Source organism: Pseudomonas knackmussii B13 (genome assembly GCF_000689415.1).
Taxonomy (GTDB): Bacteria; Pseudomonadota; Gammaproteobacteria; order Pseudomonadales; family Pseudomonadaceae; genus Pseudomonas; species Pseudomonas knackmussii.
Genome location: NZ_HG322950.1, coordinates 962,062 through 976,590 on the forward strand (window position 1 = coordinate 962,062; position 14,529 = coordinate 976,590).

The window sequence follows — 14,529 nt, forward strand, 5'->3', positions numbered from 1 at the left end:
GCAGCTGAAGGAGAGTCGACGAATGAAACTGGAATGGGCCGAGCGCCTGCGCCAACAAATGCACGGGGTGGCCGAATCCCTGGGGAATCTGCTGGTGGAAGGTTTCCACTACCTGGCGCTGTTCGCCATCGGCGGCACCGTGTTCTGGTCGGCGGCGGTGGCCTTCTTCGAGATGTTCGAGAAGGGCCACGCGAGCATCGACGACGTGCTGCTGCTGTTCATCTACCTGGAGCTGGGTGCCATGGTCGGCATCTACTTCAAGACCAACCACATGCCGGTGCGCTTCCTGATCTATGTGGCGATGACCGCGCTGACGCGCCTGATGATCGCCGACATCCAGCACAACCACGTGCCCGACGACGGCATCATCCTGGTGTCCGTGGCCCTGTTGCTGCTGGCGCTGGCGATCCTAGTGGTGCGCTACGCGTCTTCGCGCTTCCCTTCGGCGCCTTCGAGCAAGGGCGGCGAGAACGCGCTGGTGCACGACGACGAGCGCTGAGCATCGGTTGGCTCCCGCGGTCGGCGCGATGCACTACCATCGGTGGAGTCGCGCTGCCGAGGGAATACCGAGACGATGAAGGGCTGGAAGCTGTTCGCACCGCTGTTGTTGCTGGTGATCATCGCCATCACCCTGTACCTGCGCCTGCACTCGCAGCCCCTGCTCCTGCAGGGCGAGGCGGACGCCACCGAAGTGATAGTCGCCTCCAAGGCCAAGGGCCGCGTCGAGCGCCTGCATGTGCGGCGCGGTGACGACGTGCAGAAAGGCCAGCGGCTGATCAGCCTGAGCAGCCCGGAGCTGCAGGCCCAGCTGGACTCGCTGCAGGCCGCGCGCAGCCAGGTGCAGGCGCAGCTCGACGAGTCCCTGCACGGCACCCGCGAGGAAACCCTGCGCGCCCTGCAGGCCACTCTCTCGCAGGCGCAGGCCGAGTTGCGCAATGCCGAGCTGGATTACCAGCGCAACCAGGAACTGGCCGGACGCAACTTCGTCTCCCAGGCCCAGCTCGACCTGTCGAGGCGCGGTCGCGATGTGGCGCGCAACCGCGTGGCCGAGGCCCAGGCCAATCTCGACGAAGGCAACCAGGGTGACCGCGAGGAACGCCGCCGCGCGCTGGAAGCTGCGGTGCGCCGTGCCGATGCACAGCTCGCAGAATTGCAGGCCCAACTCGACGACCTCGACGTGCTGGCGCCGGCCGACGGCGAGATCGGGCCGATCCCGGCGGAGGAGGGCGAGCTGATCAACGCCTACAGTCCGCTGCTGACCCTGGTGCGTCTGTCTGACAGCTACCTGGTGTTCAACCTGCGCGAGGACATCCTGGCCAAGGTGCGCAAGGGCGATAAGGTCCGGCTGCGGATTCCGGCGCTGGGCGACGCGGAGATCGACACCGAGGTGCGCTACATCGCCCCGCTCGGCGACTTCGCCACCAAGCGTGCGACCCGTGCCACCGGCGACTTCGACCTGAAGACCTTCGAGGTCCGCCTGTATCCGCTGCAACCTGTGCAGGGCCTGCGCCCGGGGATGAGCGCGCTGTGGCAATGGAAGCAGTAAGGCGCAACCTGCAGCGCTTCGTCCAGGCCTTCAACACCGAGACACGCCTCGCCGTGCGCAGCTGGACCATCCACTGGCTGGGATGGCTCTGGCCGCTGCTGCTGTTCACCCTGATCAGCGGTGTGTACAAGGCCGGCACCCTGCTGGACATGCCGGTGGCGGTGGTCGATGCCGATCACAGCAGCTTGTCGCGGCGCATCGTGCGCGAGCTCGATGCCGGTTCCCACGCCCAGGTGGAGACGCTCGACGGCGGCCTGCAGCAAGGCCTGCGGCGCATCCGCGCGGCCGACGACTATGCGTTGCTGTACATCCCGCGCGACTTCGAGGCCGACGCCCTGGCCGGTCGCCAGCCCTCGGCGGTGCTCTACTACAACTCGCTGTTCTATAGCGCCGGCTATTACTCGACCCAGGACTTCGGTGGCTTGATCAGCAGCGTCAACCAGGACCTGCGCCCGCGCATCGCGGCTGGCATGGGCAGGTCGCTGCCGCCGCTGGCCGAGCGTCAGCGTGGCCTACGAGAGCCTGTTCAATGCCAGCGGCAACTACATCTACTATCAGCAGTTCGCCGCCATCGTGCATCTGCTGCAGCTGTTCGTGATCGTCGCCACCGTCCATGTGCTGGCGCGCGAGGCGCCTGAGCTGCGTGCCTCCTCGCCGCACATCCTGCGGGCCAAGGCGCTGGGTGCGCGTTTGCTGGGCAAGCTGGCGCCCTACACGCTGCTGTTCAGCGCGCTGCTGATGCTGGAGCTGTTCCTGCTGGTGACGCTCAACGGCGCGCGTATCAATGGCAGCCCGACCTGGATGCTGGCGATCACCGTCTGCTACGTGATGGCCGCGCAGAGCGTCGGCCTGGTGCTGTTCATCTTCACCGCCAACCGCTTCAGCGCGTACTCGCTGATCGGCCTGCTGATCGGCGTGGCGCAGACCTATTCCGGCGTGCTGCTGCCGGAGCTGGCGATGCCGGAGATCGCCCGCCTGATCAGCATCGCCGAGCCGCTGACGCACACCCTGCACGGGCTGTTCGACCAGTTCCTGCGCCAGGCGCCGACGGAGTCCGGTCTGTACACCTGCTGCCGCCTGCTGGTCTATCCGCTGCTCGCCTACATGATCGCCAAGCTGCGCCTGCGCCGGCGTCTCGACCTGAGCCCGGCCTGAGGAGGCGCCATGCAGAATTTCTGGAACGTATTCCGCGCGTCGCTGCAGAACATGCTGGGCAAGCCGTTGTGGCTGCTGATGGTGCTGTCGGTGGCGCTGACCACCTTGCCGTACGCCCATCGCACCATGGACGACCTGCCGGTGGCGGTGATCGACATGGACCATAGCGCCGCCTCCCGCGAGCTGATCCGCCTGCTCGACGCCGCGCCGAAGATCGCCGTGCGCACCTACAGCGAACTGCCCACCGCGCAGCGCGACCTGGCCTGGCGCGAGCTGTACGGCATCATCGTGGTGCCGCTGGAGTTCGAGAAACGCGTACTGCGCGGCGAAGCGGTGACCATCCCGATCTTCGGCGACGCCACCAACCGCATGGCCAACGGGCAGATCCAGCAGGACATCGGCACCACCTACAACGAGCTGTCGCTGCGCTACAACCGCGACCTGCTCAAGCGCAGCGGCTTCAGCGAGGAGCAGGCCGACGTGCTGCTCAGCCCGGTGGTCGGCGACCTCAGCGCGCTGTTCAACCCCGGCACCAGCTTCGCCGCCATCGTACTGCCGGGGCTGGTGACGCTGATCCTGCAGCACAGCCTGCTGCTCTCCTGCACACGGGTGAACCTCAACCTGCGCGGCGGCACCCCGCGCTCGCTGCGCCAGCCGCCGTCCACCCGTTTCGGCCGCTACGCCGCGCAGCTGCTGATCTGGACCGTGCTGAGCATGCTCTTCTACGTGATCTGGCCGTGGATGATGGGGTATCGGCAGACCGCCTCCTTCTTCATGTTGATGGGGCTGGTGCTGCCATTCCTGCTCGCGGTGATCGCCATGAGTGAATTCATCGCCGAAGTGCTGCCCTCGGAGGAGGCGGTATACCTGACCATGACTTTCATCACCCTGCCGCTGTTCTACATGGCCGGCTTCCCCTGGCCGCCGCAGGCCATGCCGGCCTGGGTGCAATGGCTGGCCGACGCCATCCCCTCGACCTGGGCGATCCGCGCGGTGGTGGAAATGAACCAGATGAACCTGCCACTCTCGGCGGTGGCCGATCGCATCCTCGTGCTGCTCGGCATGGCGGCGGCCTACGGGCTGCTCGGCACTTTGATCTATCAGTTCCGCAACTGGCGCTGGGATCAGTTGAAGGGGTGGTGAGTCGCCGGCCGCCGGCGCAGGGGAGAATGGTGACAAGGAGATCGATCGTGAACATATCGAGACTGCTACCGCTGATCTTCGGCATGACGCTCGTAAGCTGTGGTTCGGTGCAGACACTGAACAGCGAATCCAGCGCCGATGTCGGCGAGCTGCACCTGAAGGGAACCTACTGCACCCGGATTCCACGCATCTACAGCGGAGTCGCCTACAACTTCTGCGCGCTCTACGGCGACCCAGGGGGCGCTTATCAGCATGACGCTGCAGTGTCACCGCCGCCGCCCGCTTCGCCGCAAGGTATCTATTGGCCTTTTCTTGATGGCCTGCTCTCCGGCGTCACCGACACCCTGGCGCTGCCCTACACGATCTACCGGCAGAACCGCGACGGCAGCATCGAGCTGACCCACGGCGATTGAGGCGTTACAGAGCGATCCTGCGGGTGCGCTTTCACACCGCCTTGGGCAACGGCGCAAACAGCGCATCGATATCGGCATCGTCCAGCTGCCAGTCGGTGCCGGCGCCTTCGAGGATGCCGGCGGCGAGGGCGGCCTTTTCGCGCTGCAGCAGCTGGATCTTTTCTTCCACCGTGCCGCGGGCGATCAGCTTGTAGACGAACACCGGCTTGTCCTGGCCGATGCGGTAGGCGCGGTCGCTGGCCTGGTTCTCGGCGGCCGGGTTCCACCAGGGGTCGTAGTGGATCACGGTATCGGCGGCGGTCAGGTTCAGGCCCACGCCACCGGCCTTCAGGCTGATCAGGAACAACGGCACGCGGCCCTGCTGGAAGTCCTCCACCGGCTGGCGGCGGTCGCGGCTGTCGCCGGTCAGCAGGGCGTAGTCGATGCCCCTTTGCTGCAGCGCTTCGCCGACCAGCGCGAGCATCGAGGTGAACTGCGAGAAGATCAGCACGCGGCGTCCTTCGGCGAGCAGCTCTTCGAGCATGTCCAGCAGGTATTCCAGCTTGCCCGAGGTCACCGCCTTGCCGGCGCGGCCACCGGCCGGTGCGGCTTCCTTCTGCACCAGGCGGATGTCGCAGCAGACCTGGCGCAGCTTGAGCAGCGCTTCGAGGATGACGATGCGGCTGCGCGCCAGGCCCCGGCGGGCGATCTCTTCGCGGACCTTCTGGTCCAGCGCCAGCCGTACGGTTTCGTAGAGGTCGCGCTGCGCCTCGCTGAGCTCGATGTGCTGGATGAACTCGCTCTTGGGCGGCAGCTCCGAGGCCACTTGTTCCTTGGTGCGGCGCAGCAGGAACGGGCGGATACGTGCGGCGAGGTGCGCGAGGCGTGCCTGGTCGCCGTGGCGCTCGATGGGCGTGCGGTAGTGCTGGGCGAACTGCTTGGCGTCGCCGAGCCAGCCCGGCAGCAGGAAATGGAACAGCGACCAGAGTTCGCCGAGGTGGTTTTCCAGCGGCGTACCGGTCAGGCACAGGCGGTTGCGCGCGTTGAGCTGGCGCGCCGCCTGGGCGGCCTTGGTCCCGGCATTCTTGATGTTCTGCGCTTCGTCGAGGATCAGCAGGTGGTAGGCGTGCTTGCCGAGCTTATCCGCATCGCGCGGCAGCAGGGCGTAGGTGGTGAGGATGAGGTCGTGTTCCTCTATCTTCGCGAAATCGCGGCGGCGCCCGGCACCGTGCAGCGACAGCACGCGCAGGTCGGGGGTGAAGCGCTCGGCCTCGTCCATCCAGTTGGGGATCAGGCTGGTCGGCATCACCACCAGGGCCGGCGCGGTAAGGCGCCCGGCCTGTTTTTCCAGCAGCACGTGGGCCAGCGATTGCAGCGTCTTGCCCAGGCCCATGTCGTCCGCGAGGATGCCGCTGGCGCCCACCGAGCGCAGTGTCTGCATCCAGCTCAGGCCCTCGTGCTGGTAGGCGCGCAGCTCGGCGCGCAGGCCCTGCGGAAGCGGAGCGGGTTGGGCGCGGTAATCGCGCAGGCGTACGGCTATGTCGCGCAGCTCGTCGCCGCCTTGCCAGCGCAGCGGCAGTTCTTCGAACTCGGTCAGCCGCGCCGCATCCGGTGCACCCATGCGCAGGCGGCGCACTGGCGGCTGGTCGCCCAGGTAGAACTCGGAGAGGGTGCCCAGCAGCGGTTTCAGCTTGCCGAACGGCAGGGCCACGCGCAGCGGCCGCTCGGAGGCGGTCTGCCAGGCGTGCACCGGGTTGCGCCCGGCGTCCAGGCGCAGCACCAGTTGCTCGTCGTCGTCATGCCGCGAGAGGGCGACCGGATCGAGCAGTGCCGGCGTACGGCGGATCAGTTCGATCAGCGCCGGCAGCAGGCTGATGCGGCGGCCGTCGACCTCGATGCCCAGCTCCAGGTCGAACCACTGGCGGTCCTCGGCTTCCTCGATCTCTGCGTACCAGTTCTCCACCGGGGTGAGGTCGAAGACGAACTCCGGGCGGATGTCGACTTCCCAGCCGTGCTCGCGCAGCAGCGGCAGGCCTTCGCGCATGAACTGCTGCCAGGTGGCGTCGTCGGGCAGCTCGAACATCTCCCCGGCGCTGTCTTCCAGCGCGTCGCTGCGGCGCATCGCCGGTTTGAAGCCGAGCTTGCGCAGCTGCAGGCGTAGCTGGTTCTCATGATCGGCCTGGCGGCTGACGCGGATGATGCGGTCGTCGCGGAACACCCGCAGCTCGTTGCCGTTGCGCGGGTTGATCGGCCCGGATACCGGCATGCCGGAATACAGGAAGGCGAGGGCGGCGCGGTGCCGGGCGATGTTCTGCATGCGCCCGCTGCGCAGGTCGAAACCGCTGTGGACGTGGCTGCCCAGGGTCAGGCGCGGGCGCGGCGCGACATCGTCACGGGCGGCTGGCGGCTCGGCAGAAGAGGTCATCGGTGGATCCTTCCGGAAAGCCCGGAGAAATACGCAAACGACCGATGATACCCCCATTTTCCAGGCCGGGCACGGGCGCCGCGCCGGCCGGGCGACCTCCTGTCAGCGCGCGAAGCGTTTTGCGGCCGCCACGCATCCCGCTACAGCGGCGGCGGACGCGGCCATCGCCGGGCTGACCTGCTCGTGCAGCAGCAGGCCAGCCAGGGCCAGGCCGAAGAACGGCTGCAGCAGCTGCAGCTGGCCGACCGCGGCGATGCCGCCGCGGGACAGGCCGTGGTACCAGAAGAAGAAGCCGATGAGCATGCTGAACAGCGACACGTAGCCCAGGCTCAGCCAGGCCGGCCAGCGTGCCGAGGTCAGGTCGGCGGGCAGGGTCCACAGCGCCAGGGGCAGCATGAGTGGCAGCGAAACGACCAGCACCCAGCAGATCACCTGCCAGCTGCCCATGTGCCGCGACAGCCGCGCGCCCTCGGCGTAGCCCAGGCCGCAGACCAGTACGGCGGCGAGCATCAGGCCGTCGCCCAGCAGGCTGCCCGCGCCGCCCTGGGCCAGGGCGTAGCCGGCGACCACCGCGCTGCCGAGCAGGGAGAACAGCCAGAACACCGGGCGCGGCCGCTCGCCGGCGCGCAGCACGGCGAACAGGGCTGTGGCCAGGGGAAGCAGGCCGACGAAGACGATGGCGTGTGCCGAGCTGACATGACGCAGCGCCAGGGCGGTGAGCAGTGGGAAGCCAACCACCACGCCCAGGGCCACCACGACCAGCGCCGGAACGTCGGCGCGGGCCGGGGGCCGGTGGCGCAGGACGACCAGGATGGCCGCGGCCAGCAGCCCGGCGATGCTGGCCCGCGCCAGGGTCAGGAAGGTCGGGTCGAAGTCGCCCACCGCCACCCGCGTGGCCGGCAGCGAGCCGCTGAAGATGAGGACGCCGAGGAAACCGCTGAACCAACCGCCGAGAGAGCCATTCATGATGCATTCGCCACTGGGATGAAGTGTGTCGATGGTGGCGCCCGGGCGGACAGTCGGCCAGTGACAGATCAGTACAATCCGAACAAACTGTCCTGAAATTTGCTCAGTACAGTCGAGGCGGCCATGGCAGTGACACGGGTAGACCAGGTGATGCGCCAGGTGCGCGACCGCCTCGCGGCGCGGACATTGGTGCCGGGTGAGCGGCTGCCGTCGATCCGCTCGCTGGCCGACAGCCTGGAGGTTTCCAAGAGCACCGTGGTGGAGGCCTACGAGCGGCTGGCTGCCGAGGGCCTGATCGCCTCGCGGCGCGGCTCCGGCTTCTACGTCTGCGGGCGACTGCCGCCGCTGTCGCTGGCCGAGATCGGCCCGGCGCTGGACCGCAGCATCGACCCGCTGTGGATCGCCCGGCAGTCGCTGGAGGCCGCCGAGGACTCGCTCAAACCCGGTTGCGGCTGGCTACCGCCATCCTGGCTGCCGGAAGACGAACTGCGCCGCGCCCTCCGCCAACTGGCCCGCGAACCGCAGTCGAGCCTGCTGGAGTACGGGCGCCCCTATGGCCACGCCGGCCTGCGCGAACAGCTCGCCCGGCGCCTGGGCGAGTACGGTGTGGCGCTGGGCACGCAGCAGATCGTCCTCACCGACGGCGGCACCCACGCCATCGACCTGGTCTGCCGCTTCTTCCTCGAACCGGGCGACGAAGTGCTGGTGGACGATCCCGGCTACTTCAATTTCCAGGCCCTGCTTCGCGCGCACCGCGCGGTGCCCATCGGCGTGCCCTACACGCCGGACGGCCCGGACGTCGACGCCCTGGCCGGCATCCTGCAGCGCCACCGGCCGCGCCTGTACCTGACCAATTCGGCCTTCCACAACCCGACCGGCGCGCAGCTCTCGCCGCTGGTGGCGCACCGCCTGCTGAAGCTGGCCGAGGCCCACGACCTGCTGATCGTCGAGGACGACATCTTCGCCGACTTCGAATACGAGCACGCGCCACGGCTCTCGGCGTTCGACGGCCTGCAGCGGGTGATCCAGGTCGGCAGCTTCTCCAAGACGCTGTCCGCCTCGGTGCGCTGCGGCTTCATAGCCGCGCGGGCGGATTGGTGCGAGCAACTGGTCGACCTCAAGCTGGCCACGTCCTTCGGCAACAGCCCGTTCAATGGCGAGCTGCTCTACCAGCTGCTCTGCAAGGGCGGCTACCGTCGCCACCTGGACGGCCTGCGCGCACGCCTGGCCGACGCCATGGGCGAGACGCTTGCGCGCCTGCGAGCCATCGGCCTGCAGCCCTGGCTGGAACCCCGTGGCGGGGTGTTCGTCTGGGCTCGCCTGCCTGATGGACTCGACGCGGCAGCGGTGTCGCGCGCGGCGCTGGAGGAGGGCATGGTGCTGGCCCCGGGCAATGTCTTCAGCCTCGGCCAGACGGCGCCCGACTACCTGCGCTTCAACGTCGCCCAGTGCCAGTCGCCGAGGGTCTTCGAACTATTGCAACGCGCCATGGCAAAGGCACGACGCGCCCGCTGAGCCCGGCGCGCCGGGGTGCGACGCCCTGGCATGAGCAGGACGCGGTTATTCGCAAGTGTTCTTGCGTATCTCTTTCAAATGCGAATGCATTTCATGTAAATTTCGCGGCTTCTTTCACCGTTCTCGGACGACTCCTGCAGCAGGTGAGCAGAGCCATGTACCTATCCGACTCCCACTCCCGGCGCGAGGCGCACGCATGAGCGGCAAGGAACGCCTCGGCGCGGCGCTGGGCGCGCGCATCCTCTCCGCGCTGTTCGGCGGCTATGCCCTGGCGTATTGCACCACGGCCTTCCTCAGCGTCTACCTGCCGCTGGCCCGTGCCGATCGCGTGGCCTTCGCCAGCTTGGCGTGCTTCCTGGTCTGGGTCCTGGCGGTGCTCTACGCCTTTGGCGCGCGCAGCACCTGGCGCGCTTGCCTGGTGCCGCTGACGCTGAGTGCGCTGCTGGCGCTCGCGGCCTTCCTGCCGCATGACTTTGGAGCGCGTCCATGAGCCTGCGCCAGTCGATGTCCGGATTGCACACCTGGAGCGGGCTGCTGGTCAGCTGGCTGCTGTTCGTCGTGGTGTTCGCCGGCAGCCTGTCCTGCTTCGACAAGGAACTGACCCGCTGGATGCTGCCGCAACTGCACGAGACGGCAGCGCCCAGCGTGGACGTGGACCAGGTCCACGCCGCTCTCGTCGAGCGCGCACCCAGGGCGCATGCCTACTGGATGCTGCCGCCGAGCGAGCGCATGCCCTACTGGACCGCCGGCTGGGTGCCCGAGGACCTGAGCGCTTTCCGTTCCTTCCTGCTCGATGCGCAGACGGGCGAGGAGCTGCCGAAGACGGTCGGCGGCACCTTCTTCTTCGACCTGCACTACGGCCTGCACGCCGGCATGCTCGGCATCTACATCGTCGGCCTGGCCGGCATGTTCATGCTGGTGGCGCTGGTGTCCGGGGTGATCGTCCACCGGCGCATCTTCAAGGACTTCTTCACCCTGCGCCCGGGTGCGGCGCGGCAGCGCGCCTGGCTCGACGCGCACAACGTGCTCGGCGTGATCGGCCTGCCGTTTCACCTGTTGCTGGCCTACACCGGGCTGGTGATTTTCATCACGCTCTACATGACGGCCGGCATCAAGGCGTCCTACCGGGGCGATGCCGAGCGCTTCGAACACGAAGTGCAGCGCGCTTTCGATCGCGAGGAGCTGGGGCGCCCGGCGAAGCCGCCGAAGTCCCTGTCGCGCATGGTCAAGCGTGCGCAGGCGCAGTGGGGCGACGGGAGCCAGGTTGGCTGGATCAACCTCGAACATCCCAACGACGCCTCGTCCATGGTCCAGGTCCGCACGGCCGTGGACACGCGGCTGGTCAATGACCAGCGCACCGTATCCTTCGATGCTGCGACGGGCGCGCTCCTGCATGTGCAGCCGGCCTACGCGGACGGCTACAAGACCTATGCCTGGCTGAGCGGCCTGCACATGGCGCAGTTCGGCGGTTCGCTGCTGCGCCTGCTCTACCTGCTGCTCGGCCTGGCCGGCTGCGGGATGATCTTCGGCGGCCTGCAGGTCTGGGTGGCCAAGCGCGAAGCGCGCGGCAGTCGCGGCCTGGTGCTGGTGCGCACGCTGAACGGTGCGGTCTGCGGCGGCCTGCCGTTGGCCTCCCTCGGCCTGCTGGCGGCGTCGCGGTTGCTGCCGGCCGAGCTGCCGCTGCGGGATCGCTGGGAAGCCACCAGCTTCGTGGTGGTCTGGCTGCTCGCCCTGCTGCATGCCGTATGGCGCCAGGGCAGCGGCTGCCTCGCCCGCGAGCAGTTCGCCGCCGCCGCCGTGCTGGCCCTGGGCTTGCCGCTGCTCGGCCTGTTCGGGCCGGAAGCAGGGCGCCTGGGCAACAGCCTGGCGCGCGGCGACTGGATGCTTGCCGGGGTCGATCTGGCGCTGCTGGCCAGCGGCCTGATCTTCGCCGCCCTGGCCTGGCGCCTCGGCCGCCCGGCGGCGCCCGATACCAAGCGCCAGCGGGTGCGGGTGGAAGGGGAGTTCGCCTGATGCTGCTGGTCTTCGGTCTCAACCTGCTGGCCCTGACCGCCGCCTGCCTGGGCCTGGCGCGGCACCACCGCGACCTCTTCGGCAGCGCGCCGAGCCAGGGGCGCGTGCGCCTATTGCGTGGCGTGGCGCTGGTCGATGGCGGCCTGGCGCTGGCCTACGGTATCCACCGGCTGGGCATCGAGCACGGGCTGATCTACTGGAGCTGCCTGCTGATGGCCGCTGCGGTTGTGTTAGTGGCGTTGCTCGCCTGGCTACCGCGCCTGGCGTTGCCGGCGGCGGCCGGTGTGCCTTTGCTCGGCGGAGTGCTCGCCGTTCTCGGCTGATCGCCGAGCTTCCCTGTAGGAGCGAGCTTGCTCGCGAACCTGCCGCGCCCCTTCGCGAGCAAGCTCGCTCCTACGAAGAGCCGAATTCAGCCAGCGAACGCCGCGCGGTACTCGCCGGGCGATGCGCCCAGGGCGCCACGGAATCTATTGCTGAAATGGCTGGCGCTGGAGAAGCCGCAGGCGAGGGCGATCTCGCTCAGCGGCAGGGGGCCCTGGCGCAGCAGTTCGCAGGCGCGGGTCAGGCGGCGGGCCAGGACGTACTGGTGCGGCGGCATGCCGAAGCTTTCGCGGAACATCCGCGCGAAGTGGTATTCCGAGAGGGCCGCCAGCGTCGCCAGCTCGCCCAGCGTCAGCGGTTCGGCGAGGTGCTGTTCGATGTAGTCGGTCAGGCGCTTGCGCAGCGCCGGGGCGAGCCCTCCCTTCAGGCGCAGGCCATCGCGGCGGCCGACCTGGGTGAGCAGGGCGTGGTCGATCAGTTCCTGGGCCAGGCTGCTGGTGAGCAGGCGTTCGCCCGGCTCTTCCCAGTTCAGATGTACCAGTTGGCGGAAGCGCGCGGCCTGCTGCGGGTCATCGAGGAAGGTCACCGAATGCAGTTGCAGCTCGCGCGGCTCGCGGTCGAGCAATTCGACGCAGCCGAGGGAGAAGCGCTCCGCGCTGAAGTACAGGTGCGCCAGGCGGATGTCGCCGTTGACGATCCATGAGGCCTCTTCGCCGGCGGGCATGATGCACAGCTTGTCCGGCGCGCCCTTGGCGCCGGGCGCGCCGCGGCGGAAGGTGCCGGTGCCGCCGGCGAGGTAGCAGGACAGCGTGTGGTGGTCGGGTGATAGATAGTCGCGCGCGTCGTGGCGATTGCTCCAGACCGCCGCGGACAGGCCGTCGCCCAGCTCGGCGCAACGCTCCAGATGGGCGTTGGGCGAACTGTTCATCGACTGGAAGACCTGTAGCTGTTGGATGGCGGGCATGGGCGACTCCTGATGGCGTTCAATTTACTCGCGCCCGCGCGCGTTGCCACCCCGTTCGGCGCAATAAGCGCAAGAATCTGCAAGCGCGCATGGACGGGGCGGGCGGACACTGGCGGCCAGTAATCGGAGAAACGCCATGAACCTCTCGCTCTATCTGCTCACCGTGCTCATCTGGGGCACGACCTGGATCGCCATCAAGCTACAGGTCGGTCTGGTGGCCATCCCCCTGTCCATCGCCTATCGCTTCAGCCTGGCGGCGCTGGTGCTGTTCGCCATCCTCCTGCTCAGCCGACGCCTGCAGCCGCTCGGCCGGCGCGGCCAACTGATCTGCCTGGCCCAGGGGTTGTGCCTGTTCTGCGTGAACTTCCTCTGCTTCTACACCGCCAGCCAGTGGATCCCCAGCGGGCTGATCGCCGTGGTGTTCTCCACCGCGACCCTGTGGAACGCGCTCAATGCACGGATCTTCTTCGGCCAGCGCATCGCCACCAACGTGGTGGGCGGCGGCGCCCTGGGCCTGCTCGGTCTGGCGCTATTGTTCTGGCCGGAACTGTCGGGCCATGCCGCCAACCGCGAGACCTTCTACGGCCTGGGCCTGGCGCTGCTCGGCACGCTCTGCTTCTCCGCCGGCAACATGCTCTCCAGCCTGCAGCAGAAGGCCGGCCTGCGGCCGCTGAGCACCAATGCCTGGGGCATGCTCTACGGTTCGCTGATCCTCCTGGCGATCTGCCTGGTGCAGGGCGTGCCCTTCACCTTCGACTACAGCCCGCGCTACGTCGGCTCGCTGGTCTACCTGGCGATCCCCGGCTCGGTGATCGGCTTCACCGCCTACCTGACCCTGGTCGGGCGCATGGGCCCGGAACGCGCGGCCTATTGCACCGTGCTGTTCCCGGTGGTGGCGCTGAACGTCTCGACGTACATGGAGGGCTATCAGTGGAGCGCGCCGGCCCTGGCCGGGCTGGTGCTGGTGATGGCGGGCAACGTGCTGGTGTTCCGCAAGCCGAAGCCGGTGTTGCAGCCGGCGCGGGCGTAAATATCCACAACGGAAGCGCCCCGTAGGAGATTCTATGTCAATGACGGCTCCTGCTTTGGAGGCTGGTAGCTGGTCTGGGATTGCATCAGGGCAAAGGCAATTCGGGCTAATTTGCGGGCGAGGATAGTCAGGGCCTCGATCTTCTTCAGGCCGCGCGCCAGGTAGCTTTGGTAAAGGGCCTGCCAGCGCTGCGTGCGCGCTGCCGCCATGGCCGCGTTGTGGAGCAGCCGACGGATTTCAGGGTCCCCTTGCTTGGTCAGCTTTCGTCGGCCGCTATAGCGGCCGGACTCCTTGAGCCGCACATCCAATCCGATAAAGGCGATGAAGGCATCGCTATTGCGAAAACGTCCCCGCAGAAATGCCAGGTTCAGGGCCGCTGCCGTCAGCGGTCCGATCCCTTCGATGGCCTGGCAGCGCTTGCTTTGCTCCATTAGGCCAGCCTCTCGCAGCGCCTGTTGAATCTCTTTCTCCAGGCGTGACTCCAGTGTGGCCATTTGCTTGAGAACAGGCTTTAGCGCCTTGGCCAAGGAGCGATCCTGGGAAAAGCTCTGGCGCAACGAGATGGCGCTACGGACCAGTGCAGCACGCCGATGCAGCAGTGTCTGCAGGCGGCAGTAGGCCTTGCTCGGCGGCTGCCAAGGCTCCAGTTGCGCTTGTTCGTGGGTCAGGTAACGGGCCAGCAGCAGGGCATCGCTGCGATCATCCTTGTTTCGCCCACCAATCCCCTTGCGGTAGTTGCTCAGGCGAAAGCCATTGATGACGTAGATCCGATGTCCCCGCGCATGCGCCAGGGTCGCAACATCCATGTGATAGGTGCTGGTCGCTTCGATCGCGATGGCGCAGCAGGGCGGAAGGGTTTTCAGCCAGGCCTTGATTGTGCGGACGTCATTGGCCAGTTCGAATACTTCGCCCGAGCGTGTATCGCAGAGGCTCAGCGACTCCTTGGCGACATCGATACCGATAACCGGAACTTGGCTTGTCATGGGGTTCTCCGACAGTGAAGATGGTCCAACCTGTCGGGAGCTCACATTGGCGCAGGCTTGCCGGTATTGTCGGTTT

At 67.6% G+C, this 14,529-nt stretch carries 13 protein-coding genes and 1 pseudogene; 10 read left to right on the plus strand and 4 right to left on the minus strand.

Annotated features, from left to right (window positions below):
* Positions 1-22: 22 nt before the first annotated feature.
* The 5 genes and pseudogenes from PKB_RS04615 (at position 23) to PKB_RS04635 (ending at position 4,257) form a co-directional block, all read left to right on the plus strand.
* Positions 23-499 carry a phosphate-starvation-inducible protein PsiE gene (locus PKB_RS04615; protein ID WP_043249414.1) on the plus strand — a complete coding sequence of 159 codons (477 nt, stop codon included), beginning with the start codon at positions 23-25 and terminating at the stop codon, positions 497-499.
* A 75-nt stretch (positions 500-574) separates the two neighbouring features.
* Positions 575-1,546 (plus strand): HlyD family secretion protein, encoded by a 972-nt coding sequence (locus tag PKB_RS04620; protein WP_043249416.1) that lies wholly within the window; start codon positions 575-577, stop codon positions 1,544-1,546.
* A pseudogene (locus PKB_RS04625) lies at positions 1,534-2,701 on the plus strand (ABC transporter permease). The gene PKB_RS04620 and the pseudogene PKB_RS04625 overlap by 13 nt, the downstream one beginning before the upstream one ends.
* 9 nt (positions 2,702-2,710) lie before the next feature.
* Positions 2,711-3,844, plus strand: a complete 1,134-nt coding sequence (locus PKB_RS04630; protein WP_043249419.1) for an ABC transporter permease — start codon at positions 2,711-2,713, stop codon at positions 3,842-3,844.
* A 47-nt stretch (positions 3,845-3,891) separates the two neighbouring features.
* Entirely contained in the window at positions 3,892-4,257 is a 366-nt protein-coding gene (locus tag PKB_RS04635; RefSeq protein ID WP_371369587.1) for a YceK/YidQ family lipoprotein, read from the plus strand.
* A 31-nt stretch (positions 4,258-4,288) separates the two neighbouring features.
* Here PKB_RS04635 and PKB_RS04640 read toward each other — a convergent pair whose 3' ends face one another.
* Together PKB_RS04640 and PKB_RS04645 are read right to left on the minus strand one after the other, a co-directional pair.
* Positions 4,289-6,661, minus strand: coding sequence for a DEAD/DEAH box helicase (locus PKB_RS04640; protein ID WP_043249423.1), 2,373 nt, complete (start codon positions 6,659-6,661; stop codon positions 4,289-4,291).
* 102 nt (positions 6,662-6,763) lie between these two features.
* Positions 6,764-7,627, minus strand: a complete 864-nt coding sequence (locus PKB_RS04645; protein WP_043249425.1) for a DMT family transporter — start codon at positions 7,625-7,627, stop codon at positions 6,764-6,766.
* Between the two features lie 123 nt (positions 7,628-7,750).
* On the opposite strand from PKB_RS04645, the gene PKB_RS04650 reads away from it, so the two are divergent.
* The 4 genes from PKB_RS04650 (at position 7,751) to PKB_RS04665 (ending at position 11,478) form a co-directional block, all read left to right on the plus strand.
* Positions 7,751-9,142 carry an aminotransferase-like domain-containing protein gene (locus tag PKB_RS04650; RefSeq protein ID WP_043249427.1) on the plus strand — a complete coding sequence of 464 codons (1,392 nt, stop codon included), beginning with the start codon at positions 7,751-7,753 and terminating at the stop codon, positions 9,140-9,142.
* A 196-nt stretch (positions 9,143-9,338) separates the two neighbouring features.
* On the plus strand, positions 9,339-9,632 hold the full coding sequence (locus PKB_RS04655; RefSeq protein ID WP_043249429.1) for a hypothetical protein: 294 nt from the start codon (positions 9,339-9,341) through the stop codon (positions 9,630-9,632).
* Entirely contained in the window at positions 9,629-11,155 is a 1,527-nt protein-coding gene (locus PKB_RS04660) for a PepSY-associated TM helix domain-containing protein (protein WP_043249431.1), read from the plus strand. Before PKB_RS04655 ends, PKB_RS04660 begins: the two co-directional genes overlap by 4 nt.
* A complete protein-coding gene (locus PKB_RS04665; RefSeq protein WP_043249434.1) occupies positions 11,155-11,478 on the plus strand; it encodes a DUF3325 domain-containing protein in 324 nt (107 codons plus the stop codon). Before PKB_RS04660 ends, PKB_RS04665 begins: the two co-directional genes overlap by 1 nt.
* 86 nt (positions 11,479-11,564) lie before the next feature.
* Here PKB_RS04665 and PKB_RS04670 read toward each other — a convergent pair whose 3' ends face one another.
* Positions 11,565-12,440 (minus strand): helix-turn-helix domain-containing protein, encoded by an 876-nt coding sequence (locus tag PKB_RS04670; RefSeq protein WP_043249436.1) that lies wholly within the window; start codon positions 12,438-12,440, stop codon positions 11,565-11,567.
* Positions 12,441-12,576: 136 nt separating this feature from the next.
* Between PKB_RS04670 and PKB_RS04675 the strand changes: the two genes are divergently transcribed.
* Positions 12,577-13,470, plus strand: coding sequence for a DMT family transporter (locus tag PKB_RS04675; RefSeq protein WP_043249438.1), 894 nt, complete (start codon positions 12,577-12,579; stop codon positions 13,468-13,470).
* A 32-nt stretch (positions 13,471-13,502) separates the two neighbouring features.
* Here the strand turns inward: PKB_RS04675 and PKB_RS04680 are convergent, their stop codons facing one another.
* Entirely contained in the window at positions 13,503-14,453 is a 951-nt protein-coding gene (locus PKB_RS04680) for an IS110 family transposase (protein ID WP_043248478.1), read from the minus strand.
* Between the last annotated feature and the right edge of the window lie 76 nt (positions 14,454-14,529).

What these genes read in the sequence shown, in the direction of transcription:
- PKB_RS04615 (WP_043249414.1), top strand. Translation starts at nt 23, where the DNA reads ATGAAACTGGAATGGGCCGAGCGCCTGCGCCAACAAATGCACGGGGTG.
- PKB_RS04620 (WP_043249416.1), top strand. Translation starts at nt 575, where the DNA reads ATGAAGGGCTGGAAGCTGTTCGCACCGCTGTTGTTGCTGGTGATCATC.
- PKB_RS04630 (WP_043249419.1), top strand. Translation starts at nt 2,711, where the DNA reads ATGCAGAATTTCTGGAACGTATTCCGCGCGTCGCTGCAGAACATGCTG.
- PKB_RS04640 (WP_043249423.1), bottom strand. Translation starts at nt 6,661, where the DNA reads ATGACCTCTTCTGCCGAGCCGCCAGCCGCCCGTGACGATGTCGCGCCG.
- PKB_RS04645 (WP_043249425.1), bottom strand. Translation starts at nt 7,627, where the DNA reads ATGAATGGCTCTCTCGGCGGTTGGTTCAGCGGTTTCCTCGGCGTCCTC.
- PKB_RS04650 (WP_043249427.1), top strand. Translation starts at nt 7,751, where the DNA reads ATGGCAGTGACACGGGTAGACCAGGTGATGCGCCAGGTGCGCGACCGC.
- PKB_RS04655 (WP_043249429.1), top strand. Translation starts at nt 9,339, where the DNA reads ATGAGCGGCAAGGAACGCCTCGGCGCGGCGCTGGGCGCGCGCATCCTC.
- PKB_RS04660 (WP_043249431.1), top strand. Translation starts at nt 9,629, where the DNA reads ATGAGCCTGCGCCAGTCGATGTCCGGATTGCACACCTGGAGCGGGCTG.
- PKB_RS04665 (WP_043249434.1), top strand. Translation starts at nt 11,155, where the DNA reads ATGCTGCTGGTCTTCGGTCTCAACCTGCTGGCCCTGACCGCCGCCTGC.
- PKB_RS04670 (WP_043249436.1), bottom strand. Translation starts at nt 12,440, where the DNA reads ATGCCCGCCATCCAACAGCTACAGGTCTTCCAGTCGATGAACAGTTCG.
- PKB_RS04675 (WP_043249438.1), top strand. Translation starts at nt 12,577, where the DNA reads ATGAACCTCTCGCTCTATCTGCTCACCGTGCTCATCTGGGGCACGACC.
- PKB_RS04680 (WP_043248478.1), bottom strand. Translation starts at nt 14,453, where the DNA reads ATGACAAGCCAAGTTCCGGTTATCGGTATCGATGTCGCCAAGGAGTCG.